This is a genomic window from Novosphingobium resinovorum (assembly GCF_001742225.1).
Classification (GTDB): Bacteria; Pseudomonadota; Alphaproteobacteria; order Sphingomonadales; family Sphingomonadaceae; genus Novosphingobium; species Novosphingobium resinovorum_A.
The window spans coordinates 936641-960805 of sequence record NZ_CP017077.1 but is presented as its reverse complement, the minus strand read 5'-3'; the positions used below and the strand labels follow the sequence as shown (position 1 = coordinate 960805).

The window sequence follows — 24165 nt, the reverse complement described above, 5'->3', positions numbered from 1 at the left end:
GTGCCAAGCGCGGTCCCCGGCTACGGCGCTCCGTTGTTAGAGCGCGACATGTCACTGCGGCCCAAGGAATCCAGACTCGAAACAATTCACGGCATCGGTGGTAGAAGGGTGACTGCTATTGAAGCATTCCTGCCTAGGAGCTGCCGGACAGTTTGCGGCCAGGCCAAGGCATTCAGAATCGGGAAGCTGCCGGTCCGCACCTGGGAGCGCAAAATCCAGAGCTGAGTGACCGACAAGGGTCGTTCCACAATCAGTGAAGCAGGCCCTCCACATGCCTGAGTTTGTCAGGGTTGCGCATGACATAGATTGCCTTCACGCAGTCGGATTCGACCAGCAAGGCGGTCGTCTGCAATATCCCATCCGGTTCGCGCGTCACAAAGCCGGGCAAACCATTCACGAACGCCGTCTTGACCAAGTCAGGATTACCGCGCCGCAAGCGGAATATCGCGGAAAGCCCGCGCAGGACTTCTGCGGCACCTTCAAGGATTCGGCCTGCAGCGGGGCGTTTCCCACCGCCATCAGAGTGGAAACGGACATCGTCGGCTAGCAAGGTCTCTAGCCTAGCAGTGTCACCAGCCTTGGTCGCTTCAAAGAAGGCAGACGCGATTGCCAGGCCACGATCACGTTCGACAGGGAAGCGCGTTCGCTCGCTGCGCACGTGCTCTCTCGCGCGCGCTGCGAGTTGGCGACAGGCGGCGGGATCGCGGTCGATGGAGCTGGCGATATCCTCGAAACTCTCCCCGAAAACGTCATGGAGCAGAAATGCAACTCGCTCGAGTGGAGAAAGTCGCTCGAGCGCAAGCATGAGAGGGAGGGTAACATCCTCGACGGGTTCTTCCTCCACGATGGGTTCGGGAAGCCAATCGCCGACATATTCTTCTCTCATGACCCGCGCTGACTTGAGATGGTCCAGGCATAGGCGGGTCACCACGCGGCGCAAATAGGCGGCAGGAACGCACACGGCTTGCCTGTCCGTTCCTGCCCAACGGATGAAAGCGTCCTGTAGTATGTCTTCCGCGTCGGCCAACGAGCCGACCATGCGATAAGCGACGCGAAGCAAGGTGGCCCGCTCCGCGTCGAAGCTCGTGACGCCATCGTCGGTCATGCGGCCCAGCCAAGTGCAGGATTATATAGCCTGAAGCCAACAGCGAGCCGGTTCCATCCGTTGATGACATTGATCGCCAGCGTCAGTTGTACCTGTTCTTCCGCGCTGAACTCGTGCGCCAGAGCGGCATAGACGTGATCCGGCGCTCGCTTTGTCGCGATTTGCGTCATATGGTCGGTCCAGTCCAGCGCAGCCCGCTCGCGGGGGCTAAAGCATGGAGCCTCTTCCCATGCGCAAAGCAAGTGGATGCGCTGCTCGGTTTCGCCAGCCTTGCGCGCATCGGACGTGTGCATGTTGAGGCAATTGGCGCAGCCATTGATTTGCGAAGCACGAATCTTGATCAGTTCCAGCAGGCTTTTCTCTAGACCGGATTTCTCCACCTGTATCGACAGATCGTACCAGGCCTTGAAGAGCGCTCCACCCACAGCATAGACATCGGTGCGGTCATTCATGTGTCGGATCCTATCATTGTGTCGGATACCAGCATGACGAGACAGCGACTGGCCATGTGACATGCGCTATCACTTTTATTTGAGCGCCGATTGCCATTTTCCGACCAGCTAGGGCCTAGGCGGGCTGCGCGGCCGAAGCGAACCAGATCTCCCTATCACGCAGATGTGGCAGCAGCCTCCTGGTTCGTTCGGGCACTTCAAATGAGAACTCCGATCGCCACTATGCTCGGTTTTCAGCGGTGTTCGAGGCCCTGCTTCCTGCCTTCCCCAGCGACGGGCTCGAGATGGCCGCGACGGCGTGGGGTATTCTTGAAAGCCACCCCAACTGCTCTTGCAGATCATCCCATGAGATCGCATGCCGCTCATCATTGATTTCCCACCGCAACGTGGCTTGCATCTGTTACAGGGTTTCCTGGATCGGTGTGAAGTATTACTATGGTGCTCGATCAAGGAGTATATCGTGGGGCCCAAAGCAAACCCAGGTAATGAACCGGCTGTCTCGGATTTGCCGAGACCGCGTATCGGGACCTGGGTCTGGTCGCCATGGTACGCGAAGGTATGGTGGCTGTGCATAGCGCTCTACTGGGGTGGCAGGGCGATCTCCCTTTATAACGAGAGGCTCGACAGCTTCTATACCGGTACAATTGCGGCATATTTCAATCTGGCCTTCATGCCGATGGCCCCCTTTCTCATCCTTGGCATCGGGTTTGCATGGTCGTGGATGGATCATCATGGACTGGAGTTTGGCCCGCCGGATGGTGATTACGTCCCGCCGAAGCGGTCGGTTGGGGGGTGGCTCGATCCAATGTCCGATCCCCTCGATCCAAGGTCGCCGACGTACTGGCAAAAGAGACGTAGTCACTGACGTGTCGTTATCGATGCGTTTTGAAGTCTGGATTGCCGTCAGCAGGGCTACCATCAACATCATTTGAGAATCGCCCTGTTCTTAGCACAGAATTTTGTTCGAGCGATGAGAGTGGCCCAGTGACGTCGAATGTAGCTCGCCCGTTATCGGCGTCCTCCAGATATCGGTTTCTGAGGCCGTCGCGACCCAGCACCCGCTCAGAAAGATGCCGCGCGAATGTATCCGCCGGGTTTTGAGACCTCGCTGCATCCCGTTCAGCGTTCGCAATAGCCGCGCGTACATCATAATTTAGGATGTCGATGCTTGCTGTTGCAGCTTCGCTCGTTCCTCCGCGATCCGAACTTGTGAAGCCGAATGAGCCAGCGACACCTCCGGTGGCGCCGCTTCCACCCTTTGATTTTGAAGGTGGGGCTCCGCGTCGGGCATCGGCAGTGACCGTTCCGCCGATCTCAGTACCTATCGTATTGGTCTCATCAGCGGTTCTCGTTAGCGACCTCGACCATCCCGTCTGGACCATAATCGCCTGGACATCGCGCTGGAGGGTGTCAGCCACCTGCGGTTTGAGGTGCCAGTTGCCCTTGCGATCCATCTCGAAACCGCCTCTCAGCCAATTCGCCATCGCTGCCTGACCTTCCTTGCCGCCGCCCATGAAATGCTCGATGGTGTCGGGCCCGGCCTGCTTGCCGGCTTCGAAGCGCGTACTGGTATCGCTTCTGGCTGACTGCTGGAAACCTGCGGAGCTCGATACGAGAAGGTTATTGTGCGCAAAGCTGAGGCGTGCGTGGCCGCCGTTCGCAATTGCGCCAAGCTGACTCTCGTTGATGAGGCCGCCCTTCCACATCTGTGCTGCGGTGCGCGGCGTCAGGTTGAACGTAAAGTCGCCGTTCTGGTCCACGGCGATCTTGCGCTTGCTCATGTGGATGCCCGCCTTCTCCAGCAGTCCCTGAGCGCGTGTAAGACGCTCGGCATCGACGATTCTTGTCATGCGTTGGTTGCGTGCACGATCGGCAATACCGGTAGAGCCACCTTCGCTGATATCGACCTGATTGCCCGCGGTCTTCGACAAGGCCTGGATGAAACTGTCGAGCCGTGCAGCTTCACGAACCGAAGCACCGGCGGCTGCCGCACCTTGTGCAAAGCCGACGTTATCAGACTGACGCCGCTGCTCGCCAATCCTGGCGGCAGAGCGAGTTCCCTCCAGACCGACCTCACGCTGTGCATCGAGCTTGCCTGCGCGCTCGGCAAAATCGTAGCCGGCAGCCTCGCGGGTGCGGCCGTAGATGCTCGTGCCTTCGCGCGCCGCCTCTGCGCCTACACCATCGGCGGTCCCGAGACTGACCGCGGCATTGTAACGCTCGACCGCGCTTGTGACCTGCGCCTCATTGCGCCCGGTTGCGCGGGAGAGCTGGGAGATGGCGGTGGAGCGGGCCTCGCCGCTGAGCGCATTGATGAAGCTGATGCGGCGGCTGGTTTCGTCCACCGACAGTCCGAGCATGGCGGCGGCGCCTCGCTGACCCTCGTTGCTACCGGTGCGGTGGGCTTGCTCGGTTGCGACATTGGCTCGTTCGGCTTCGATTATACGGTTTCCGTCGTGGTCGCGCCGGCCCTCCATCGCGCCGACCTGGACCTGCGCAGCGGTCAGATCGTTGCGCATCATAGCCTCGGCCTCGAAGCTGTTGGCGACGATCTTGCCGAAAGTCGGATCGGCGGCGGCGTCCCCGATGAGGCTGGCCGCCTTGAGCCTTGCATCGTCCGGGCTATAGCCAGCGCGTTCGAAATGACGGGCAGTGTTCTGGAACATCATGTCGTAGGCACGTTCGTCGCCGAAGGCACGCCATTGGACCATGCCTTGCGCGAAGGCCGCAAAGGCCCGCTCGCCGCTCTCGCCTTTCCCGAAATAGCGATGACCTAGATCGCGCAGCGCGTCTTTCTCCGCGAACTGATGGATCGCCGCGGTCGCTGCGTTAGCCCGGACGGCCTGTTGAACCGCGGAACTCGAAATATCGCCCTTCGCCAGAGCCGGCGACAGACCGCCAAGTTCCCGGCCTGCGTCGAGATCACCCAGGGACATGGCTCTTTGACCCGGGGCCGCAGGCTTCACTTCGCCCAGCATAGTGCCGGCAGCGCCGAAACTGCGGTTGGCAGCGAAAGTGCTTCGCTCACCAAAGTCGCCGAAGCCGGCCGACGATGCGCGGCGGTTCATCGTGCCGGCAGCCGCGCCCTGGGCTTCGAGCGCCGATGCGAAGCCCTCGCTTGTCGCAATCGGGGCGGCGGCATTGCCGGCCTGCGCGTGGATGCCCATCGAACCGGAGGTAAATGCGCTGAAGACATTTCCGGAGAAACGGAACACGGTAAAGACGAAGGCCCCGGCCAGACCTGCGCCGGCCGTGCGAAACGTACCGAAAACAGCGAGGGCTTTCTGTGCCGAGGAGGGGGCCAGGAGCCATGCATTGGCTCCGGCTGCCTGCCCCCGCATCTGGGCAAGCGCGTCCATCGCCCGGCCCAGCGTAAGCTGGTAGATCCCGGCGTCGATGACGCCCCACAGCGCGACGAATACAAAGAGACCGAGCGCAAAGCTTGCGACGCGCAGGCTGATCGGCGTCAGGATGAACAGCATCGCGATAGGAACCATGAACAGCATGATTGCGAAGACCACGGCGCGGATCGTCGGCAGCCACTCGTTGGCGACCGCCATGGTGGCGAGGCCATTCGACAGGACCGCGCGGTTGGCCATGACCCTGGCGGCGGCGGCCGGACTATCCTCGAAGAGTACATCGCCCAGAGAATTGGCGAGCAGGACATCGGCGAAAAGCGTCTGCATCGACATAGGCATGCCGGTCATCATGTCCCCCATGTCGCCAAGCTGGCTTCGGCAGCGCGTGAGCTGCGCGGCCTGACTGACGTCGAAGCCGGTCGCCGCGCAGACCTGCGCAGCATAGCCTTCGAACAGGCCGGTGTCGGACAGTCTGGTCGCAATATGCTGCCAGGCCTCCTCGCAGCTGACAGTGCTGCCGCCCTTGTCAGCGGCCGTGTAAACGGTCGAGAAGGTTGCAGGCCCCGCCATAGCAGCGAATGCGGCGGGCAGATCGGTTGTCGTGCGAAACAGCACGTCATCATCGACGCCGTAGGCCGGTGATACGCGTGCGACCGGATAGCACTGGCGCACATAGTCCTTGATCGTTGCATCGAGGAAGGTGTCGGTCATGGGGCCACGCGGTGAGACCGCGTTGAAGAACAGGTCGAAGGCATGGCCGCCGGCGCCAAATTCAATCTTCGCGGACGGGTCGAGGGTGTTGTCGTCGATGGTCTCGACGAGTGCGCGCTCGATGAGGTTGGTCGTCCCGGCGATGAGAACGATCAGGTTGGGGACGTCGCCAACGGGCTGGTAGGCATTGCGCACCCGGTCGTAGACATGGACCGTCTCCGTCGCCGCGATCATGCCGACGAAAAGTCCGATGCCGATCAGGATCTGGAGACCGAACGCGACAATGCCCATACCCTGACCACGAACGCTCGCCAGGACGGCTCCCAGCGCAATTCCGACCGTGGCGATGACGACGACAAGCGTCCCGTACCGCGCATCCGCAAAGATCATGGATGCCAGCCGGAAGGCATCGACCGTTTCGGCAAAGCCGCCGTAGGTATGAAAGCTCGCATCGACGGCATGGGCGGGAGAAGCCGCGGTGCCGATCAGACCACCTGCGCCGCAGAGGAAGTGGAAGTGGATTTTCACGCTAGCGCTGCCGGGATGACGTGGTGCCGGCCGCGTCCCGGGCATCGCGGTCGCGGCCCCGGACCAGGCCGGCGTAGTTCGCCGAGAGGTTCGCCGAACCCAGCGAGGCCAGGTAGGACTGGCGCATCTGCGCGCGCTGGCGCAGCACTTCCTCGCGCAGGTCGCGCAGTTGCTCGATACCTTTGCCCAGGATGCGTGTCTGGCAGATGCCCGTTGCCGCGGCATCCGAGGAGCCCGCCGCGAGGGTACCGCGCTCGGCATTGGCGAGCGCGTAGTCGATCGATCGCGTGAGATCATTGAGCATCTGATAGGCGAGGGTCAGCGCGACAAGTTCGTCCGTGTCCGCGATCACCGAACCCGTGACGCCCTGCCGCACGCCCCACTCCAGCATGCGATAGACGGGGAGAGTTCGCACGTTGGCGACGAACTGGCGCTCTTCGCTGGTTAAGGTACTCCGGCCGCGGATCTTGTCCGAGATCGCTTCCATGCGGGTACGTGCAAGCGCGAGAGCGCCGCCGCCGGTTTCAGTCGAGCAGTCAGCAGCCGTGGCCGGGATATTGAGAGCGCGGCGCTGTACGCGCCCGGCGAGAAAGTCGTCGGGGGACTCGGTATCCTGGTGCGGGCAGGCGGGAATGGCCGAAAACAGGGGCACCTTGTCGGCATCGTTCCAGCGCATGTAGACATCACCCACCCGCGCACGCATGACCTCGGTCCAGTCGGATGCGCCGACACGCGCGGCAGCATGCGACAGCAGCGATCCGGTCCGGAAAATGTCGGTGACCTCGGGCGGGCAGTTCTCCAGCGCCTCCTTCAGGTCCTCGGTCGGGTTGTTGTTGTTCGCCTGGATTTTCTCGCGGCTCTGCTGGTAGCTAGTGGCGTAGCCCTGCTTGACCGAGCGGTAGCCAGTCATCTCCTCGATGATCCCGGACATGTTGTCGTCGCCCTTGGCGATCTGCACCATGCGGTTGGCCAGGCGGCAGTCGTTGACCTGGATGGAGTTCAGGTAATTGGTGGCGGCTTCCATCTTCGAGATGATGTTGCCCATCTTCTCGTCGAGCGTCTCCAGCAGGTACTGGAATGCGACCGCGGGAGCGGCCTGAAGGATGCTCTCGAGTTTCTCGACTAGGTATTCGGGATCGAGGAAGGACATGCCGCCAAGGAACATGTCGATGCCGCCGCAACCCGCCTTAACCTTGGGGAGGCTGAGCGACATGAGGTAGTCATTGTGGACATCGACGCGGCCCGACATGCCCCCTGCTGTGAGATAGCCACGGGTCTGGTCCTCGAAGCTGCCTGGCGAGGTGTAAGTCACGTTGTCGAACCAGGTCTCTGCCCAGCTTTGCGCGTGGGCCGGTACCGCGAAGAGCAGGGCTATGCTCGAGCTCGTGACTGAAAGAGCCGGCAGGCGGGACAAGGCAGGCATGGCATGCATCCTTCAGGGGTTGCGGGGGAGGGCTCGGGGGGCGCCGGTGCGGCCTGGCGCGACGATACCAGTGAACTTCGACATGGCCCTGACCGCCACGGCGGGCCGTGCGCCGGAGAGCATCTTGATGGCGAGATAGGCGTTACGGGCAAGATTAGGTGCGTGGTCGGTCCCGATCGCGATCGGGATCATGCGCTGCGGGTTGGCGGCATCGCGGACCCAGGCGACCGGATGGCCGATCCATGGAAGACCAAGCCGTCCCGAGCGCACCATGCCTTCTTCGGCTGGCAGAACGGCTATGCGAATGGCGTATTGCCGGTGCAGCGCATTCAGCTGAGACCACAGGTCCGCGCAGGGCAGGCACCCGGGCGTGGTGGTCATCTCCAGCACGGCGGCCCGGTCAGAACTGCGCAGAGTTTCAGGCAGATCGGCGGGAAAGTCGCGGGTCCGGGGAACTCTTGCAAGCCAGGCCTGCATGGCCGCAGCATTCTCCACAGGGTGTATTGCGGCAGCTGCGGCAGAGCTCCCTGGAGCCGGCTGCGCCGCCAAGGGCGCCATGAAGCTAAGCGAGGAGCATCCGGCGATGACCACGCCGGTCCATGCCGGCCGCATCATGGTCGGCCTCCCGGGACACTGCCCAGACCCGCGAGCCCCAAGGCTTCAGGATCGCTGGCTGCGACCGGGCCATTGGCCAGGGCATCGAAGAAGCCTCCCTCCTGACCGGGACCGGTCATGAACTGTTCGGGCCGGATGTCACCGGTGAGGAGACGAACCGCCTGGTAGGCCATCTGCTTGAGGGTGGGATAGGCCTCGACGCCGCTCGCGATGACCATGCGTTGCTGGCTTGAACGGCGGATGATCATCGTCGTCGGCGTCATCTCGACACCGAAGCGATTGCCAAGCTCGGGTCGCCGATCAAGGTCTATCAGCGTCACCTGCCAGCCAATTTCATCCTGGAACCGCTGGACGATCGGCCACTGCACCCGGCAGTAGCCGCAGGAGGTGCGGCTGAACATGACGAGTGCGAACTCACCGGCATGGGCGCGCAGATAGCTGGCCCGGGTCGCATCCTTGTAGGCGCTCAGCTGGTCGCGCGCGTCGCCGACCATGGGATTGGACGACTTTGAATTGAGTTCGGGGTGCTGCAGCATGGCCAGCTGGGTCACGCCCGCGAACGCGCGGGCCTTGCGCCGTGCAAAATCCTCCAACCGCCAGAAATCGGCTACTGCGTCGACCGTGAGGACTGTTGCTGCGTAGTCGCGCTGAGCCTCGATGAGCTTGCGGATCCTGGGCGGGGTCCAGGTCGCGAGCTCGGTCATCGGCGGGACGATCGGCTTTCTGATCGGCTCGGCGACCGGATCTGGATCCTCGCCTTTGGGAGGGGTTTGGTACCACCAGTATCCTTGCCTGGTCTGGGAGGCCGCAGCCCCGATGGAACCTGGCGCGACTGAACTCTGCGCCGCAGCAGCCTGCGCAGTTGCAGCATGGAGTGCAGCAATCGCGGCAGCGGCCAATGCCAGGAAGTGGGCTTTCACAGCACGCGCTCCATCCGTGTGAGGCGCTCGATAAGCACGGGGCCATAGTATCGGCTGTCGAAGCCGTCGGCATGGCGCGATCCCACGAAGATCGTTCCCTCGGGCACTACGCCGTCTGCGGGACGATAAGACGTCAGCCGCTGCCCCGCCCGTCCATGCGGCTTGCTGACGGCGATCAGACTGCCATTGCAGTAGAACCGTCCGTACCGCGCGCCCGTCGTTGCCGACGGGCGTTCGATCATGACCAGGCGATCGCCCGGCATGCACAGGGCATATTTTGTGACGGAAACCGGGAGAGGCCCGGCGAGGGGGTGGGAGAGCATGAACGAGACAAGATCGCCGCGCCGGATCGTCCCTGGCCGTGCGCGCACTGCCCATGCGTCGATCGAGGGGCTCATGACCCAAGTGACCTGGGGTATGGCCCACCAAGTCGCGAGCGCCGTTGGGAGCACGAGGGCCTGGGCGAGCATCAGCCTGCCCGGTTTCTCTCCCAGCGCCGTTGCTGCCTGCCGGGCGCAGCATGCAAGCTGCGAGGCGGCAAGTCTACCGCCGATCAAGGCGAGCCTGAGCATCGCGAACCTCCTCCTGTCCACCAAGGCGTGCATATTCCTCAAGCAGCCCCGAGAGCGAAGCATCACCTGAGATTAGGTGGGCACTTGTCGGGCTTTCGTCCTCGCGCTCGCAGTAGGCCCGCGCCGGGTCGCCCGGGATCATGGCAAGGGCGGGGACGCGCGTGACGCCATGCGCGCGAAAGGCGATCGGATCGACGATGACCTGCACATTGCGCATCGCACATGCCGGACCTTCGCAGCCGGGATCGATCCTCAGGACCTGCGCGGACAGTCGGGCCATCGGCGCCACTTTCGATAAGCCACCCGGCATCCCGCGAAAGGCAAGGACACCGCCGACCTTCTCGAGCTGGGCAGCATAGGCGCGCAGCGTGGCAACGGGCATCGAGGAGGATACGAAAAGAACGACGACGTGCCCCTTTGCCGGAGCGGGGATTGCGCCTTTCGCCAGCGCCGCAGTGTCCGGCGGTGTGAGGCCAAGGGCCTGCCCTAGACGGGCGGCCATCACTTCTCGTTCGCGCTCCATCGCCTCACGCGCGGCGTCGAACGCGGATTTGCTTCGCCTCTCCATTGCGTGATCAGCCTTCCGTGAATGCAGGGCTTCGGTGACCTCACGGTTCTGTCGGCCGCCGGGTGTCGGTAGCTCAGGAATTGTCGTGTGGCCCGTGTTATGCCTATTGCCGTCGACGGCATGCTGCAAGCGATCGAGCGCAGCATTGCTCTCACTTCCGATCGCGGCACTGGCCCCCGGCGGGGCCGCTTCCATTGGTGCAGCGGCGGCTTTGCCCGTGCCGTCCTGTGCGACCGAGGGGGAAAGCGTGCACAGCGAAGGAAGGGTGCAGGCGAGCAGCATCGCCATTCTGCTCGCGTCAGTTCGTCGCGGTTTGAAGGTACGCATCGACCCGCTCCTTCATGTCGATCTGGATTTCGCTCTGGGTGCGCGCCTCGATGTTCGCGTAGTATTCGGAGAGGTCCATCTTCGAGAAATCGAGCGCCTGGAATTCCTCGGCCGTGAAGCCCCGGCAGTAAGGCTGCCTGGGCGTCCCCCACCCTTGCGCGTTGAAGGCCGCAAGCTGTGGCCGGCCCTGCTCCTGGATGATGCGGCCGAGCTTGGTGTTGAAACAGCAGTGCCCGCGCGAGCGCTGCACGCAGATGCCAAGGATCCTAGAGCTGCAGTAACTGCCGACCTCGTGGCACATGTCCGAGCCGCGCAGCATGCCCGTTTCCATGTCCTGCTGGTCGCAGCCCTGCAGCAGCACCTCGATCATGAAGTTGATCGCAAGGCTGATTGCGATCGAGGTCGGATCGATGCCGGCGATGATCGCATTGGCGCCAGATGTTGCAGCTTGGCCGGCCGTCGCCCCTGCCTTGAAAGCGGTGTAGGCCGCCTTCATTCCGGTGAACACACCTTTGGCGACGGCGATCTTGGTCGAGAGCGAGGTGATCGACGAGCCCATGCCGTCCTTGACGATCCTGCCCTTGTCCGCGCAGCAGTTGGAGAAGGTCGTCTTGAGGCCGGCAGGGCGGCAGCGCGTGGCGCGCCCTGAGAAGATTTCGATCGAAGCCGTGCAGTTGCCGTCGGCATCCACGCTGCCATCGGCCGGTGTTCCGGGATCGTCGATCACCGGCTCGTCCTCGAGAGGGTTCACCTCGGTGTCGATGCAGGCATTGGGCGAGCAGCTGGGTTGGCCGCCGTTTGCCGGGGCAGCACAGGCGAAGCGGGCGCCGAGCGGACAAGCATAGGAGCCCGTATCATCCTGCGTGCAGGTGACCTGCTGGATCGGGCATTGCGCCCCGCCGCCTGCCATTGCCGTGCAGGCGGCGAACTCCCCGGCACTTGCAGCCTCTCCATCCCCGTCGAGATCGACGGCGCAGACCTGATGCGCGCTTGCCGGCGGGGTGAAAACCGCAAGCAGGCAGATAGCGAGCACGCTGCGACGAAGGGACCGGGCCAGCCTCATGGCGCGCTGCTCGTGCAGACCATATCGGCGCTGGCGAGCCTTACCGACTGCATCATCACGACCGCTTCGGGGAAATCATCGAGGCACCCGCAGTCGCTGACGATCTCTTCGCCGGATCCGAGCGGGCAGACATTCTGCGCCGAGCATGAATGGTAGAAAGTGTCCCAGCCTGCCGGTTTATTGAGCAGCGCGCCGGTGACCCCGGTGGGCGTGGCGGCGGTGCTGGCTCCCGGTGCCCTGGTCTTGCAGACCGGTTCGCAGGCTGCGACCGTGCCGCGATCGGGCAGCTGGAACGCCCGCGTTGTGGAGACGGTGCCGCCATCGGCCGCCCTTGTCCGGTCGGCCAGCAGGGTCTCGGTCGAATGGTCGATGATGTAGGCGCCGCGGGACAAGTCAGGTGCTGTCATCGCCGAAGTGTCGGTGACGCAGGCGTATTGTCGCTCGCGATTGAAGAAGTCGCGGGAGATTGACATCGCGCAGCGATCGGCGCCGAATGTGCGGGTCTGGGGCAGGGGCCTGAGCCCTGTGGCGACCGCGTTGCGGAAGGTCTCGACGCCATCGACCGTCTCGCTCGAAAGCGTGCACTGGCTCTGCGCCGCATAGCCGGCGCACTGGTCGACGACGCGTTCGGCAAGCGTGCAGCTGTCGTCCACCTCAACATGGAGCTGCGCGAAGGCTTCGCCGCTATCGGCGACGGCGGCGCGCAGCCAGACCTCGTGGTCACCTTCTGTAAGATAGGAGATGATGTCGAGGTTCGGCGAGGCCTGGTAGGTCGCCTTCTTCTCGCACTTGCCCGGAGGCAGGCCCGTGGTTGTCCATGGCGACGGGCCGGAACCCAGCAGTGTACCGTCGATCCGGACCTGCACCCAGTCATCGGCAAAATAGCGCACGAGCCGGGCGGCGGTTATGCGGCTTGCCTGGCTCACATGCAGCGTCATGCGAAAGTCGAAGAGCGTGCAGGACCCGCCCTTCAGGCTGTCGTCGGTGGGCGATCCCATCAGGAAGTCGATCGCGCCCGTGCCTGTACGCACCTCGGAGTATCCGCCCGACGTACGGCTTATGACATCGTCGATGGACGGATCGGCAATTGTGACCTCGCGGGTGATCGCGCACGAGCGCATCTGCTGTGCCTTGCCGGCGCCTGCACCAGAAGCGGCAAGCGACTGGAAAATGCTGCTGCCGGTCGAAGCGTTTGCTGCGTCGGCCTGGATGGTCGCCGGATTGGCGCGGTAGGAGACCTGCGCAATCGCGGGGTCGTCCGCGCATGCGGTGGCCTCAGCGCCGACATAGCGGATGAGCGGGCCATTGACTTGTGTCTGGGCTACTCCGACGCGCGGGTCGGACGTGGTGAGCGCGCCGATCATGCCGCCGCCCAAATCCTTCAGGACATCGTCGAGGTTGCCCCATACCAGATTGGCGCCGCAGCTGTTGTTGACGCAGTAGCAGCCGGCAAGCTCAGGCATCGCCACCTCGGCAAGGCTGAGTGCGCGCCCCGCATCCGCGGTCCAGGCGAGATAGTGGCACTGGGTCCAGGTGCCCGGCTCGCAGGACACGACACCGTTCGCGCAAATCCCCGAGATGGGCCGGGAAATCGTGCCCGAGCGATCGAGACTGCCGTCGAGATTGGTGTCCTGCGAGAGTGTTATGCTGGTGATGTCGCCGGTGCTGCCGGGCTGGATCAGGACCTCGAGCAGGCTTGCGGTCTTCTGGCAGGCGATCGCGGGCGTGAAGGTCCGGCTCTGGTCGATGGTGGAGATGGCCTCTCCGCTCAGGCCCGGTGTCAGGTAGTTGCCGCGAAGGGCGTCGCTCGAGCCGGTCCGCTGCTGCGTTGCCGTCGCCGCTGCCCGGGCACGGTCTTCGACTGTCTGCGCCCGGCTTTGCGGAGCGGCAAAGGTCAGCACGCAGTCCGCGAGTAAACAACGCCCTGCCATGCGTAGGGCCGTTTCGCGCGCGGCGGATCGGTAGGCATGTTCTGAGCCGCCACCTCGGCGATCATACACCGTGCGGCGCTGCCTCTCGCGTTCGCTGCGTTTCCCGAGTGTCAGCGCGGCCGCCTGCCAGGAGCCTGCCGGGGGGCGGGCCGGCATCTGGCGGTTGGGCTTGGCGGCCGCGCTGACGGGTGGCGGGACGGCGCCCCTGGGGAGGCCGGGCGCCGTCCCGTTCCCGCACTGCCGATGCCGGACGTCCGCATGCGTGGCGGGCATGCCTCGCGCGCCGGCACCGGTCGGTGCGGGAAAGGGCAGGGGTGATCGCTCAGGGCGCCGTGATACCGGCACAGCAGATCACCTTTTCGAAAAGCATGAACTGGGCGTTGTCCTGGCCCGGGGCATGCTTGGAGGAGGACCAAAGGGCGCCCGGGCGGCCGATGTTGACGCAGGCACCGGCCTTGACCGGCTCCATCAGCTGGTACTTGTAGCGCGACTTGGTCCAGATCGGCGCTGCCTTGAAGGCGCAGCCGTCCGCAGTGCTGATGGTCGCGGCGCCAAGCCTGCCCATCATGTAGGTGCCGCGCGCGGCAAGCCCTGCCCAGGCCTCGACGGAATCGTCGAAATGGATGTCACCGGCGAGCGGGTAGGCGGAGCCCCAGCTACCCATGCACCAGAACAGGGGGTCGATGACCTTGCCGGCCGCCGCCGCCGCACTGTCGGCCATGCAGGCAAGGCCGGCCGCGGGATTGCCGAAAAGGATGGCCTCGGGCTGGATGATTGCACCCAGCGTCGCCGACTGCCAGGTCGGCAACAGCTCGGTCATCATCGCTACGTCGAACCCGTCGTCCTCCAGGCAAGGCAGGTCGGTGAACATGTCAAGCATCGCCCAGACCGGGGCGATGTAGTAATGCATCTGCGCGAACATCTTGCGCGTATTGGTGCCGTCCGCGATCGATGACTGGCTGCCCTGAAGCCGGCCGTGGGTGGGCATGATGTCGGCGCCCAGCGCCATCATGCAGCCCGGCTCGGTCACCACGTCGATCATTCGGCTTGGCGACCAGAAGCTGACCTTGACGCCGAACCAGAAGGTGGCGCCCTTGCGGCAGGCACAGAGCGGCTTCGAGGACGACTGGGCGTCGAGTTCCTTGGAGAGCTTGTCGAAAGTGCCGATCCTCACCCCGCCGATGGTGATCGGAAAGACGCAGGTCCAGCGCACTTTCGTGATCGGGTTGAAGACCGTCCCGGCAGGGCAAGAGGATGCATGGGCAAGCGGCGGCATCGTCGGTGTCAGCCAGAGCGCGACCAGGATTGCGCATACCAATGCTATGCGGACAAGCCAGCGCGTCATGTCGCGGGTCCGCGCTTGAGGGCCACCTCGGTGAGTTCGAGGCTCTTGCCGACCTGGCGGACGATGACCGGGGCGACGGCCAGGGCAAGCCTGTCCTTGACCCGTTCCTCGAGGATGAAGAGCGGGCGTCCGGCAGTCTCGGCCAGACGAATGGGATCGCCATTGATGGCACCGACATCACCGGCGGGGGATGCAAGCAGGATCCAGTCTGTAGGCGCTGCGGTGCGGAGCGCCCATGCAAGATCACGCGGGTGGACGATCACGAGCTTCTGCGGCAGCGTGACATAAGTGAGTGGGTTGAAGGTGAAGCCGCGGGGATAGAGCACGCGCCCATCTGGCAGCGTGATGTCCATGTCGAGCGTATGGAACGGCACGAGGCTGCGCACCTTCGATACGCTCGCGGTTGCCAGCTGCGCCGAATGCATCGAGGTCCAGGTGCTGCGCGGGCCGAACTTCTGGCCAAGATCGGGCGGAAGCGCAGAAGTTTTGTGCTCGATCTCTGCAAGCGCATCGGGCTCCGCGATCGGCCAGCTCCGTCCGATGGTCGAGGTCGCGCCCTGGGCGTTGGTCGGGAGGGTTCCAACGAGGATACCGGGAAGAAAAGCGGCGATTTTAGCCAGCTTTCGCGCAAACGGCTCCGAGATCATCGGTCGATCACCGCTCATCGTAAGTGGCCTCGATATCGGTCTGGCGGGCCGGTTGGCGCGGACGATGGCGACCACAGGGGCGACTGGAAGGCTGGCCGGCGAGCGCTGCTGCAAGACAGGCGCCCGAAATGAGTGCCAGCAGCATGACAGCCAGCTGCAATGCATCGACGGACGTGACCGATCCGCGCGCCAGCGCGACAAGAACGAGCCCGGCCTGAATGAGCAGAAGAAGGTAGCCGCCAAGCAGGAGCCGTATGGCCGCAGGCTCGGGGTTGGGGCCGAGCAGCCCCCTCATGATCTGCCCCGGCCACGCAGGCGCGAGAGGCCGTGGCCGGCAAGCGCAGAGAGACCGACGAGCAGGATGCCGCCCAGCAGACAGCCGATACCGACCACCAGAGCGTTGCGCACGACAAGGGTGGGCGGATGGCCGAGCAGGAGGCCTGCAATCAGCACGAGGGCGCTCAGCATGACGGCCTCGATCATGACCAGTCGCAGGCGCCAGTGGACGGCTTCATTTTCCGCGCGGATCGCGACGCGCGCCTCTACCATGCGTTCCAGGATCGGGTCGCCGGACAAGTCGAGGGCGAACTGGTCGCCGCCCGCGGCCCTGCGCGGCTTTCGCTTCGAATCTGCCATCATGATGTCTCCATGCCGGTGCGGGGCTCGCCCAGGATTTCTGCAGGATCGACGCCGGCAAGCTCGCAGACGGCCTCGAGGGGCGAGCGTCCTGCGCGCAGGCGCGCTTCGAAGGCGGCGACCTCCTCCGGGGCGCTTGTGTTGATCCAGTAGGAAAAGGGGTCGACGACGAGACGGGCGATGCCGAGACCCAGCGGAGAGTCGATGAAGACTTCCGAGTAGTGCGGTTTGGAATTGCGCACCGACTTCAGGAGGTCGAGCACGAAACCCGAATAGTCGAGGATCTTGTTTTCGACTGCCTTGTGGTATGTCGAGCCTTGCAGGAGGAAGCGCGTTGCCGCGTTTTCGAGAATGACCTGGCCGGTGCCGCCGAACAGCAGCAGATCGTTCATGGACTGCAGGACGATGCCGAAGCTGCCCTGGTACTTGCGGGCGCGGCGATAGCCCTGGCCGAAGGCCTCGGCGAGGCGCGAGAGGTCCTGCCCATCGGTTTTGGTCATGAACTGCGCGGCCTCGTCGCACAGCACGAAGCGCGGGCGATCGCGGGCCGAGAGGTAGAGTTCCTGGGTGACCGCGTTCACCACCACCATGACGATGACGTTGAAGAGGTCGGGCATGGCCTTGAGGCGCTCGAGTTCGAGCACCACGAACTCGTCACGCGAGATGTCGAGGGTCGAGGGGCCATTGAAGAAATGGCCGTAGGCGCCGTCCGATCCGAAATCTCGAAGATTGAAGGCAAGCTCGCGCGCTGCGGGAATGAGATGCTCGACGCTGTCGATAGGGCTGTGGACAAGCTCTGGATAGGCTGCGAGCCACCTGCGGACAGCGTCGATCCCGTCCTCGGCACGGCCGCTGTCGATCGTCCACTGGACAGCCGATTTCAGGAGATTCCACTGCGAGGTGGTGACGCCCTTGCGGGTCGCCGCGTTGGCCATCTCGGCAACGATCGCGACCGCCATCGAGATCGCGGACTGCTTGTCCTCGCCATCGAGCGCGAAACCCATATCGAAGGGGTTGAGGACGATCCGCTCCTCGCCGATGTCGATGTAACGGCCCGAGCACAGGGTGCACAGCTTGCGGTAGCTGCCGCCGATATCGATGATGCGGATGAGCGCGCCTTGCGCATAGTACTGCTGGCAAAGATTGTTGAGAAGGAAGCTCTTGCCCGCTCCGCTTTCGGCCGAGACGATGAAGTTGTAGTTGTTGATGCGCGGATCAAACAGGTCGAGCGTGACGAGCTGGCCCTTGCGGCCCGCATAGAGCAGGGCCGGGCGGCCACCGCCGCGAAAATCGGTCTGTACGGGCGCCATCAGCACGGCGGCCTTCACCGGCATGCGAAAGTCGCGCTCGAGCATGCGCAGCGTTCTGGTGTCGGGATAGAGCCCGAACGGCAGGCTCATCGGCAGAAGCACCGGGTTGAGGTAGCTTTCCTCCTGCATCATGAAGGGTAGCGGTTCAGCTTCCCACAGGCGCTTGGCGCGTGCGGCCATGTCACGCGCATGGCCGGCGTCCCGGCCGAAGACCCACAAAGTGGGGATGATGCGCACGAACTTGCTGTTGCCCGCCTCGTCGAGGACCCAACCGATCTCCTCGATCTGCTTGCCGACCTCGACGGCGAAGCTGCCTGCGGCCTTCTGTGCCGACAGCACTTGCGCGCGTTTGTGGATCTCGAAGGCCGAGTGATCGAACAGGACATTGAGGGTGTAAAGGAATGGGCCACCGATCTGGTCGCTGTCCTCCGATGCGCCGCGCATGCCGCCGGTCAGCCTGTTCGCGCGTTCCGCGGAGATCCGGCGGGCAGGGGACTTGGGCGTGAGGCAGCGCGCGACCTGGCCGCCCAGGTGAACCTCGGGCCCATCAAAGAGCAGGTCGGGACCGGCATCGATGATCTGGCGCCGGATAGGCGGGGCTCCGGCGCTGGCCCCAGTGCTGGCTCTGACGCTGCCACCCGCGGTGCTCACGAAAGCGCCGGGCGCGGCGCGGTAGACACCGTTGAACACGCGCCGGTAGAAGGCAACGGTCTCCTCGGGAGCAAGCCGGCGGATGCCAAGCTTGTCGAGCTGCTCCTCGATCTGGCGCCTCAGGTCGCTCGCCATCGGCGCGCGTGTTTTGACCGACAGGATCGTGCGAAAGTTGCGCAGCGGGATACCGTGCAGGGCATGGAGGCCATGGCGCCCGTCACTGAGATACTGCGCAGTGCGCCTCGCCGACGCCTGGATCAGCGGATCGGGACGCGACTTGAGGTCGAGAAAGGCGTCGAGCGCATTCTCGATCAGGGGATCGGCGAAGGTATGCAGTTGGAGCACGGTGCCGGGGCCGAAGTGGACATTGAGCAGTCCGAGGAGTGCCTGGTGCACATGGGCGAACATGTAGGCCGAAGGCACCAGCTCCCAGGCGTAGCCAAAACCATCGTCGATGCACAGGAACGCCTCTTCGGTCTCGTCCCACGCAACGAGCGGGATGAAGTCCGAGAAACGATCGCGCGAGACGCTCTGGCGCAGCCGCGCATATGTGAGGCCGCCGCCGCCCCGGGTGCCGAATGACTTCATGGTAGCGCCCCTCCCGGCACGATTGCCGGCTTAGGGCGTTCATCGTCCGCTCTCTCGTGCACCTGGCCCAGCACCGGAGCCTGGCCGGCCTGTGAGGCAGGCCTCACGAGGTAGCCGCCGACCACCCAGCCGGGCGCGTCGAGGATCGAATAGACGAAACGGGGCATGTAGAGCCGGTCCGGGCGCTGGCGATCGGCATAAGGCATGACAAGCGTGCGCACCGTGCGCGGCGCTTTCAGCATCGGTGTGACCGGAGCTTCGATCAGTCCTTGCATTTCCCGATAGACACTGTCGCGATAGCCGGCAAAGGCGGTGGTCACGGTCTCGTTGCCGCGGCGCGGGTTACTTGTCTTGCGCCCTGTCGCCAGGTTTCCATTCTTCAGCAGCTGCCTGTCACGGGTCACGGCAGGATCGGAATGCGATGTGCGTTCGGCGACTGCATCGGCATAGGCCAGGTCGGGGTGAATGCACTGGCCGTGATCCGGGTTCTTGCAGCTGAACGTCTCCGAATAGGGAGAAAGCAGTGAACCGATGGTGGTGCATGCCCCCAGGCAGCAGCTGGCGGATGCAAGGAAAACGCCTGCAAGGAGAGGGCGGGCGAGGAGAGGGCGGTTCGAGAGCCTCACAGCTTGCCTCCGACGGTTGGCTTGATTTCGAGGCCGACGCCTTCCTGGATGACGACGACCACCTCCTTTGCGGCGCCGACCTCTACGACCGGACCGGCCTGCCGGGCGAGGTCGAGATAGAAATCGGTAAGCTTGTCGGCGGATTTGGAGAGGCCGCCGGACAGACCGGATTTCATCGCATCGCCGGCATCGAGCGTGCGCACGGTACCGAGAGCCGAAGTCGAGGTATTGCCAAAGGTGTTCTCGACGCTCTGCGAGATGCCGCTGATCGTGCCGGCAATGAATGTGCGCGCGAGCGCGGCTCCGGCCCGCGTCACGACTTTGCCTGATAGGCCCTTCTTGCCATCGGCGTCGACGAAGAAGCCCTTCACCGGCTGATCCACGACAGAGCGTTCTTCAAAGTCGATGCAGCTAAGCGTCACGAGTTGCACCTCGACGCGCTCCTTGGCGAGACTGCCGGTCGCATTGCCGATGACGAAGCATCCCGAGAGGTTGGCCTTGACGTCATTGGGCAGGACGGCCGGTGCCTGGACGCGCGCGATAATAGGCTCGGGGTTCGATGTCGCGTCCCGGCTGGCGAGCGCGTCGATCCCAGTCAACAGCCGCGCTTTCATGAAACCAGGCGGCAAATAGATCATCCGATTCTTTTTTTTCGAATCCGGGCCCGCTCCCTCCTTGGGCACGAGAGGGATCGTCGCTTGGCCGATGCCGCCGACGACCTTCTCGACCGGAGGTGCAGGCGGCGCGGCCGGCGCCGTGGGCAGGGCGGGCGGAGGAGGTATGCCCTGGTCGAGGCCGTCGAGATCGGCGGGCGGTGCTGGAAAACCGGGTAGCGCGGGCGGGAGGCCCTCGCCATCGCTCGGGCCGTTGCCGCTCGGGGTTGGACCTCCAGGAGCCTTGCCTTCCTCGATCGCGGTGACCCGGTCGCCCAGCATCTGCTGGCCGTCGAGAACCTTCTTGAGATCGCCGCGCAGCTTCTCTTCGAGGCTGTCGCCGCGAAGACCGGCCCCCATGTCGAGCTTGGTCGCGGCGGGGGCAGAGACGACCGGAACCTCGCTTCGGCTGGCAGCGTAGAGGGCGCCACCCAGAACACCGACGAAGACAAGTATAGCTGCCTGTTTCGCGCGAAGCTTCTGCGTTGAAGACAGTGCATCCCATCTCGCGCGCAAGGCCTCGCGGGCTGGGGCGCTGCGGCTTTCGGGATTTGGGAGCGACGTCTCGGGGCCAATGGCATCGCGCTCGTTTGGTCCGGTCATTCTCCGGCTCCCCTGCGCACGACGATGAGGCGGGCGGTGCCTCCGGCATCCAGGGCGATGCGATCGAGTGTGACGGCAAAGATGTTGGCGCCGAGCCGGCTGTCGAGAAACGCCCGTTCGTCGAGCGTCTGGGCCCCGCCACCCGAGATCAGATACTCGCTGGCGGATAATCCGGCGCCGTCAATCGAGAGGCGCTTGCGTTCGCGAAGGAGGGTGCCGGGCAGGCCCGCGAGCGTGATGTCACGCGCTTCGGGCGCGACTTCGGAAAAGCTCGCGGGCACCATGTCGCGAAGGAGTGCCAGGGTGATCGAGACTGCGCGCTCCTCCTCAACCAGAGGGCCTAGAAGATCGGCATTTGCCCGGGCGCGCTGGTCTGCGCCTGGCAGCAGCGAAACCGTCTGCGCAGGGATGTCGGAAGGCTCGGCGTAGAGTGCGTAGACCGAACCGTTGCAGCGCACGAAGAATTCCGAAGGGGCCGTGGCATAAGTGCGGGTGGGGACGTATTCGCTCTCCACCTCGCGCACGAGGAACTTGACCCAGGCGTCCCCGCCGCTGCGCTCGACGGCGATACCCTTCTCTGCGGAGAACCTGACCTCCTCGATTTCGCCGCCGCTGCACACGATGTGGTTGACGTCATGGTTCGAGAGGCGGATCGCGCTGGTCTGGTCCGGTACCACGGAGATCGTCTGGGCCGAGGCTTGGGTGCTCGTCGCCAGAAGCGGTGCCGCAAGCGCTAGGGTGTACCTCGATGCGGGCCAGCCTGAGCGGAGCAGGGGATTGCGCGCGCGAACGGTCCTACTGGTGCGCATCGAAGTTCTCCTCTTTGAGCGAGGTCAGCCAGAAGCGCCCTGCCTCGACGGCAAAGCCGATTTTCAGCGTGCCGCGGAACTTGCGGATGACGCCGCCGATGACGCGCACTTTCTCGACCGGCACGGCGATACTGCTGGAAGTCAGAAGCACGGGCTGATCGGGCCGGATGTAGGTAGCGATCGACAGCGTGGGATTGCCCGAGAGTTCGTCGAGAATTGCATTGAGGCTGTCCCGCAGGCTGCCGAATGCAGACGGGTGCGTGATGGCGAGCAATTCCTGGAACTGCCGGTCCGCCGAGTAGGCCGAATAGGTTCCGGCGAGACTGACGATGTTGCGCGTCATGCTGCGCAGGTATTGCGGCGAAGGCTTGTCGCCGGTTACGTAGAGATCGCCGCCGGCGCCGAAGGGAACGACCACGGTTCGCTGGTTCCGGTTCGCGCTGTAGATCACAATGCCGAGGACCGCGGTGATACCCAAAAGCCCCAGAATCGCGAACTTGAGCAGGCGGTTCTCCTCGAAAAGGTTCGATGAGCCCTGAAGGTAGCGATGGATCCCCCAGCTGGCGGGCTTGCCGGCCAGCGGGTCAGGGCGGCGAGGGGCTGCCTGCTCCATGATTTTGTCCCCGCTCACTCGAAGAACCGCCGCTGGGTAGGGCCGGGGTAGCCTCGAAAGGAGACAAGTCCCCAGCGCCAGGCGAGATGCGGAATGAAGCCGCGGGGCTTGGTCCGCTTCCAGGGTATGAAAAGGAGAAGAGCCGCGATGAGCGTCCAGCCGATCACTCCTCCGACAATGACGGCAACGAAGATGGTCGACATGACCAGCACGAACTCGTCCGAACCGAACCAGAGAATCTGGACGGGGCGGTGAAGGTACTGGGGCAGGCGTTCATCCACGGCTCTTCTCCTCCTGCTTCACAGACAGCCCGGCCGGGCCGGGTGTCGGTTATCCGGGCTGTTGCCCGGCTCGGAGGGCACGGTCTCACGCGCGGACTGAGCGTCGTTGCGCGAGGCTGTGCCCGATTGCTCAGATCACCATTCCGAAGGTCTGCAGAATGGTGTCGGATTTGATGAGGCACACCGCCGCGACGATCGTCGGGATGCCGACCATGATGTTGGAAAACAGCCGCGATACGCCGAAGAGGAAGGCAGCGACCCCGGCGACGAAGCCGAGCGGCCCCTTGACCCCCTGATTCACGACGATGTCGTAGATGTCGTAGCCCAGGTCGCCGGCCGCCGGGGCCGTAAAGGCCTGCGCGGCGCCCGCGATCGTGAGAGCGAGGAGCAGCGGGATGCCAACGTCGGCGCAGGTGAGAAGGCGCTTTGCAGTGATGGACCTCATGGTCTGTACTCCAGTCCTGTTGGGGAGCCGTCCGGCTGGAAGCCGGTTGTCGTGGACATTCATCCAGGGCAGCCGGCGGCGGCGCAGGACAGCTCCCCAGGAAGGGGCGCGGCCGCCTGAAACTCATGCCTTCGATGTCAGAGGTGCCGGGGCGGGGCGATTGCTTCCGCCTCTGGGCGAGGCGCCTCAGGGAGAATGGCTTGCCGGCTCCGCCTCGAGCGTGGCCTTGGGTTTGGAGAGAAACTCGTCCAGTTCGGCCTGCTGAAAACCCGAAATCAACCGGCCGTCCACGATCAGCGTCGGCGTTGCAGCTATGCCCATCTTGCCGACCTCCTCGCTGTTCTTCGCGACACGCGCGTGACCCTCGGGGCAGGTCCGCAAGGGGCCTGGTACCGAGCCGGCATAAATGCGTTCGAACTCTGCTGCAGGGTCCGGTGAGCACAGGATGTGCTCCGCCTTCGCCGCCGCGTGGGGATGGATGCCGCTCACGAAGTAGATCAGCCGCCGCACCGGTTTGCCTTCAGCCTCCTTTGCGGCCCAGAACTTGTCGAGGGCGCGGCAGAATGGGCAGTCGGGATCGGTAAACTCGATGACCGTAGGCGCGTCCGCTGGGCCGATGGCAAGAGCGCCCTTCGGGTCGAGCGTGCCGATCCGCCGCCGCGCGCTGGCGTCCTGAGCAAGGGCAGTGAGATTAACGCCGTTCTTGTCGTACACCGCGGCAAACAGGATCATGTCGCTTTCGGGGGCGTAGTAGACGACCTTGCCGCCCGCGATGGCCTGATAGATCGGCCCCGTAACTGGTGCCGGGCCGAAGTCCTCGAAGCGCAGGTTCGTGAAAGTCTGCTGCAATCTGCGTTGCGCGGTGTCTGCTAGCGCGGAGATATCGCGGTGTGACGCACCGTCCTGCCCTACGGCTGGTACAACGCACGAAATTGTGCTGAATATTGTAGCATTCAGACAGACTATGTACTTGCTGACAGTTCTCATCGCCTATGCTTTCCAAGTTTGTTTTGAATGGGCTTATCCAGAAGAGAATGATCCAGGTGCACATGGCCTGCCGCCGCCATGGTTTCGCTACGCGGCAGCGCATCCCATGACCCAGGGCCTTGCTGCCGAACAACGAACTGGTCCGCCGCCCACTCCACTCGCTGAAAACGAGGGTGGGGGAGCGGAGCAGGTCTGTCCTGCCCTGCGCAAGCGAGTAGCTCGACCGCGGATACGAGAAGGGGCATTGCGGGCAATGTCCTGAGTATCGATCCCATACTGGCCTCCTTGGCGGAAGAGCGGAGAGTGTCTTGCAGGTTTCCCTGGAGATCGCCGAGCGCGGCGCCGCTCAGGAATTCAACATGGGAATGATGCGTATGGTCAGGAGCGATAATCAAGC

The 24165-nt window shown here is 64.0% G+C and carries 23 protein-coding genes; 1 reads left to right on the top strand and 22 read right to left on the bottom strand.

Features of this window, described 5'->3' with window-relative positions; genetic code table 11:
- Positions 1-250: 250 nt before the first annotated feature.
- Positions 251-1105 (bottom strand): sigma-70 family RNA polymerase sigma factor, encoded by an 855-nt coding sequence (locus BES08_RS29460; protein ID WP_069710160.1) that lies wholly within the window; start codon positions 1103-1105, stop codon positions 251-253.
- Positions 1102-1557, bottom strand: coding sequence for a carboxymuconolactone decarboxylase family protein (locus tag BES08_RS29455; protein ID WP_069710159.1), 456 nt, complete (start codon positions 1555-1557; stop codon positions 1102-1104). Before BES08_RS29455 ends, BES08_RS29460 begins: the two co-directional genes overlap by 4 nt.
- 355 nt (positions 1558-1912) lie before the next feature.
- On the opposite strand from BES08_RS29455, the gene BES08_RS33490 reads away from it, so the two are divergent.
- Positions 1913-2422, top strand: coding sequence for a hypothetical protein (locus BES08_RS33490; protein ID WP_156800063.1), 510 nt, complete (start codon positions 1913-1915; stop codon positions 2420-2422).
- Positions 2423-2429: 7 nt separating this feature from the next.
- Here the strand turns inward: BES08_RS33490 and BES08_RS29450 are convergent, their stop codons facing one another.
- The 20 genes from BES08_RS29450 to BES08_RS29355 all read right to left on the bottom strand — a co-directional run bounded on the left by BES08_RS29450 (position 2430) and on the right by BES08_RS29355 (position 23768).
- Complete coding sequence (locus BES08_RS29450) at positions 2430-6149, bottom strand: conjugal transfer protein TraG N-terminal domain-containing protein (RefSeq protein ID WP_069710253.1); 3720 nt, start codon at positions 6147-6149, stop codon at positions 2430-2432.
- Between the two features lie 7 nt (positions 6150-6156).
- Positions 6157-7578: a conjugal transfer protein TraH gene (locus BES08_RS29445; RefSeq protein WP_069710252.1), complete on the bottom strand. Its 1422-nt coding sequence runs from the start codon at positions 7576-7578 to the stop codon at positions 6157-6159.
- A 12-nt stretch (positions 7579-7590) separates the two neighbouring features.
- Positions 7591-8055 (bottom strand): hypothetical protein, encoded by a 465-nt coding sequence (locus BES08_RS29440; RefSeq protein ID WP_309141593.1) that lies wholly within the window; start codon positions 8053-8055, stop codon positions 7591-7593.
- Between the two features lie 134 nt (positions 8056-8189).
- The gene (locus tag BES08_RS29435; RefSeq protein ID WP_375154547.1) at positions 8190-9113 is read right to left on the bottom strand and encodes a conjugal transfer protein TraF; all 924 of its coding nucleotides are present in this window, start codon (positions 9111-9113) and stop codon (positions 8190-8192) included.
- On the bottom strand, positions 9110-9685 hold the full coding sequence (locus BES08_RS29430) for a S26 family signal peptidase (protein WP_069710157.1): 576 nt from the start codon (positions 9683-9685) through the stop codon (positions 9110-9112). The genes BES08_RS29435 and BES08_RS29430 overlap by 4 nt, the downstream gene beginning before the upstream one ends.
- A complete protein-coding gene (locus BES08_RS29425) occupies positions 9657-10253 on the bottom strand; it encodes a type-F conjugative transfer system pilin assembly protein TrbC (RefSeq protein WP_309141592.1) in 597 nt (198 codons plus the stop codon). Before BES08_RS29425 ends, BES08_RS29430 begins: the two co-directional genes overlap by 29 nt.
- Before the next feature lie 298 nt (positions 10254-10551).
- Positions 10552-11643, bottom strand: coding sequence for a conjugal transfer protein TraN (gene traN, locus BES08_RS29420; RefSeq protein WP_069710156.1), 1092 nt, complete (start codon positions 11641-11643; stop codon positions 10552-10554).
- Complete coding sequence (locus tag BES08_RS29415; RefSeq protein ID WP_069710249.1) at positions 11640-13574, bottom strand: hypothetical protein; 1935 nt, start codon at positions 13572-13574, stop codon at positions 11640-11642. Before BES08_RS29415 ends, traN begins: the two co-directional genes overlap by 4 nt.
- Positions 13575-13896: 322 nt before the next feature.
- Positions 13897-14850: a TraU family protein gene (locus BES08_RS29410; protein WP_231958531.1), complete on the bottom strand. Its 954-nt coding sequence runs from the start codon at positions 14848-14850 to the stop codon at positions 13897-13899.
- 65 nt (positions 14851-14915) lie between these two features.
- Entirely contained in the window at positions 14916-15584 is a 669-nt protein-coding gene (locus tag BES08_RS29405; protein ID WP_083274916.1) for a conjugal transfer protein TraW, read from the bottom strand.
- Positions 15574-15861 carry a hypothetical protein gene (locus BES08_RS29400; RefSeq protein ID WP_069710153.1) on the bottom strand — a complete coding sequence of 96 codons (288 nt, stop codon included), beginning with the start codon at positions 15859-15861 and terminating at the stop codon, positions 15574-15576. Before BES08_RS29400 ends, BES08_RS29405 begins: the two co-directional genes overlap by 11 nt.
- Positions 15858-16205 (bottom strand): hypothetical protein, encoded by a 348-nt coding sequence (locus BES08_RS29395; protein ID WP_069710152.1) that lies wholly within the window; start codon positions 16203-16205, stop codon positions 15858-15860. The genes BES08_RS29400 and BES08_RS29395 overlap by 4 nt, the downstream gene beginning before the upstream one ends.
- Positions 16202-18751 (bottom strand): TraC family protein, encoded by a 2550-nt coding sequence (locus BES08_RS29390; protein WP_069710151.1) that lies wholly within the window; start codon positions 18749-18751, stop codon positions 16202-16204. The genes BES08_RS29395 and BES08_RS29390 overlap by 4 nt, the downstream gene beginning before the upstream one ends.
- Positions 18748-19377, bottom strand: a complete 630-nt coding sequence (locus BES08_RS29385; protein ID WP_069710150.1) for a TraV family lipoprotein — start codon at positions 19375-19377, stop codon at positions 18748-18750. Before BES08_RS29385 ends, BES08_RS29390 begins: the two co-directional genes overlap by 4 nt.
- Positions 19374-20633, bottom strand: coding sequence for a TraB/VirB10 family protein (locus BES08_RS29380; protein ID WP_069710149.1), 1260 nt, complete (start codon positions 20631-20633; stop codon positions 19374-19376). The genes BES08_RS29385 and BES08_RS29380 overlap by 4 nt, the downstream gene beginning before the upstream one ends.
- Positions 20630-21442 (bottom strand): type-F conjugative transfer system secretin TraK, encoded by an 813-nt coding sequence (locus tag BES08_RS29375; protein ID WP_083274914.1) that lies wholly within the window; start codon positions 21440-21442, stop codon positions 20630-20632. The genes BES08_RS29380 and BES08_RS29375 overlap by 4 nt, the downstream gene beginning before the upstream one ends.
- Positions 21429-22055, bottom strand: a complete 627-nt coding sequence (locus BES08_RS29370; protein ID WP_069710148.1) for a TraE/TraK family type IV conjugative transfer system protein — start codon at positions 22053-22055, stop codon at positions 21429-21431. The genes BES08_RS29375 and BES08_RS29370 overlap by 14 nt, the downstream gene beginning before the upstream one ends.
- A 14-nt stretch (positions 22056-22069) precedes the next feature.
- Entirely contained in the window at positions 22070-22336 is a 267-nt protein-coding gene (locus BES08_RS29365) for a type IV conjugative transfer system protein TraL (RefSeq protein ID WP_069710147.1), read from the bottom strand.
- A gap of 130 nt (positions 22337-22466) precedes the next feature.
- Entirely contained in the window at positions 22467-22781 is a 315-nt protein-coding gene (locus BES08_RS29360) for a hypothetical protein (protein ID WP_069710146.1), read from the bottom strand.
- 186 nt (positions 22782-22967) lie between these two features.
- Positions 22968-23768, bottom strand: coding sequence for a DsbC family protein (locus tag BES08_RS29355; RefSeq protein WP_083274913.1), 801 nt, complete (start codon positions 23766-23768; stop codon positions 22968-22970).
- Positions 23769-24165: the final 397 nt, after the last annotated feature.

Excerpts from the sequence above, each read along its gene's own strand:
- BES08_RS29460 (WP_069710160.1), bottom strand. The coding sequence starts at position 1,105 with ATGACCGACGATGGCGTCACGAGCTTCGACGCGGAGCGGGCCACCTTG.
- BES08_RS29455 (WP_069710159.1), bottom strand. The coding sequence starts at position 1,557 with ATGAATGACCGCACCGATGTCTATGCTGTGGGTGGAGCGCTCTTCAAG.
- BES08_RS33490 (WP_156800063.1), top strand. The coding sequence starts at position 1,913 with ATGCCGCTCATCATTGATTTCCCACCGCAACGTGGCTTGCATCTGTTA.
- BES08_RS29445 (WP_069710252.1), bottom strand. The coding sequence starts at position 7,578 with ATGCCTGCCTTGTCCCGCCTGCCGGCTCTTTCAGTCACGAGCTCGAGC.
- BES08_RS29440 (WP_309141593.1), bottom strand. The coding sequence starts at position 8,055 with ATGCAGGCCTGGCTTGCAAGAGTTCCCCGGACCCGCGACTTTCCCGCC.
- BES08_RS29430 (WP_069710157.1), bottom strand. The coding sequence starts at position 9,685 with ATGCTCAGGCTCGCCTTGATCGGCGGTAGACTTGCCGCCTCGCAGCTT.
- BES08_RS29425 (WP_309141592.1), bottom strand. The coding sequence starts at position 10,253 with ATGGAGAGGCGAAGCAAATCCGCGTTCGACGCCGCGCGTGAGGCGATG.
- traN (WP_069710156.1), bottom strand. The coding sequence starts at position 11,643 with ATGAGGCTGGCCCGGTCCCTTCGTCGCAGCGTGCTCGCTATCTGCCTG.
- BES08_RS29415 (WP_069710249.1), bottom strand. The coding sequence starts at position 13,574 with ATGGCAGGGCGTTGTTTACTCGCGGACTGCGTGCTGACCTTTGCCGCT.
- BES08_RS29410 (WP_231958531.1), bottom strand. The coding sequence starts at position 14,850 with ATGCCGCCGCTTGCCCATGCATCCTCTTGCCCTGCCGGGACGGTCTTC.
- BES08_RS29405 (WP_083274916.1), bottom strand. The coding sequence starts at position 15,584 with ATGAGCGGTGATCGACCGATGATCTCGGAGCCGTTTGCGCGAAAGCTG.
- BES08_RS29400 (WP_069710153.1), bottom strand. The coding sequence starts at position 15,861 with ATGAGGGGGCTGCTCGGCCCCAACCCCGAGCCTGCGGCCATACGGCTC.
- BES08_RS29395 (WP_069710152.1), bottom strand. The coding sequence starts at position 16,205 with ATGATGGCAGATTCGAAGCGAAAGCCGCGCAGGGCCGCGGGCGGCGAC.
- BES08_RS29390 (WP_069710151.1), bottom strand. The coding sequence starts at position 18,751 with ATGAAGTCATTCGGCACCCGGGGCGGCGGCGGCCTCACATATGCGCGG.
- BES08_RS29380 (WP_069710149.1), bottom strand. The coding sequence starts at position 20,633 with ATGACCGGACCAAACGAGCGCGATGCCATTGGCCCCGAGACGTCGCTC.
- BES08_RS29375 (WP_083274914.1), bottom strand. The coding sequence starts at position 21,442 with ATGCGCACCAGTAGGACCGTTCGCGCGCGCAATCCCCTGCTCCGCTCA.
- BES08_RS29370 (WP_069710148.1), bottom strand. The coding sequence starts at position 22,055 with ATGGAGCAGGCAGCCCCTCGCCGCCCTGACCCGCTGGCCGGCAAGCCC.
- BES08_RS29360 (WP_069710146.1), bottom strand. The coding sequence starts at position 22,781 with ATGAGGTCCATCACTGCAAAGCGCCTTCTCACCTGCGCCGACGTTGGC.
- BES08_RS29355 (WP_083274913.1), bottom strand. The coding sequence starts at position 23,768 with ATGAGAACTGTCAGCAAGTACATAGTCTGTCTGAATGCTACAATATTC.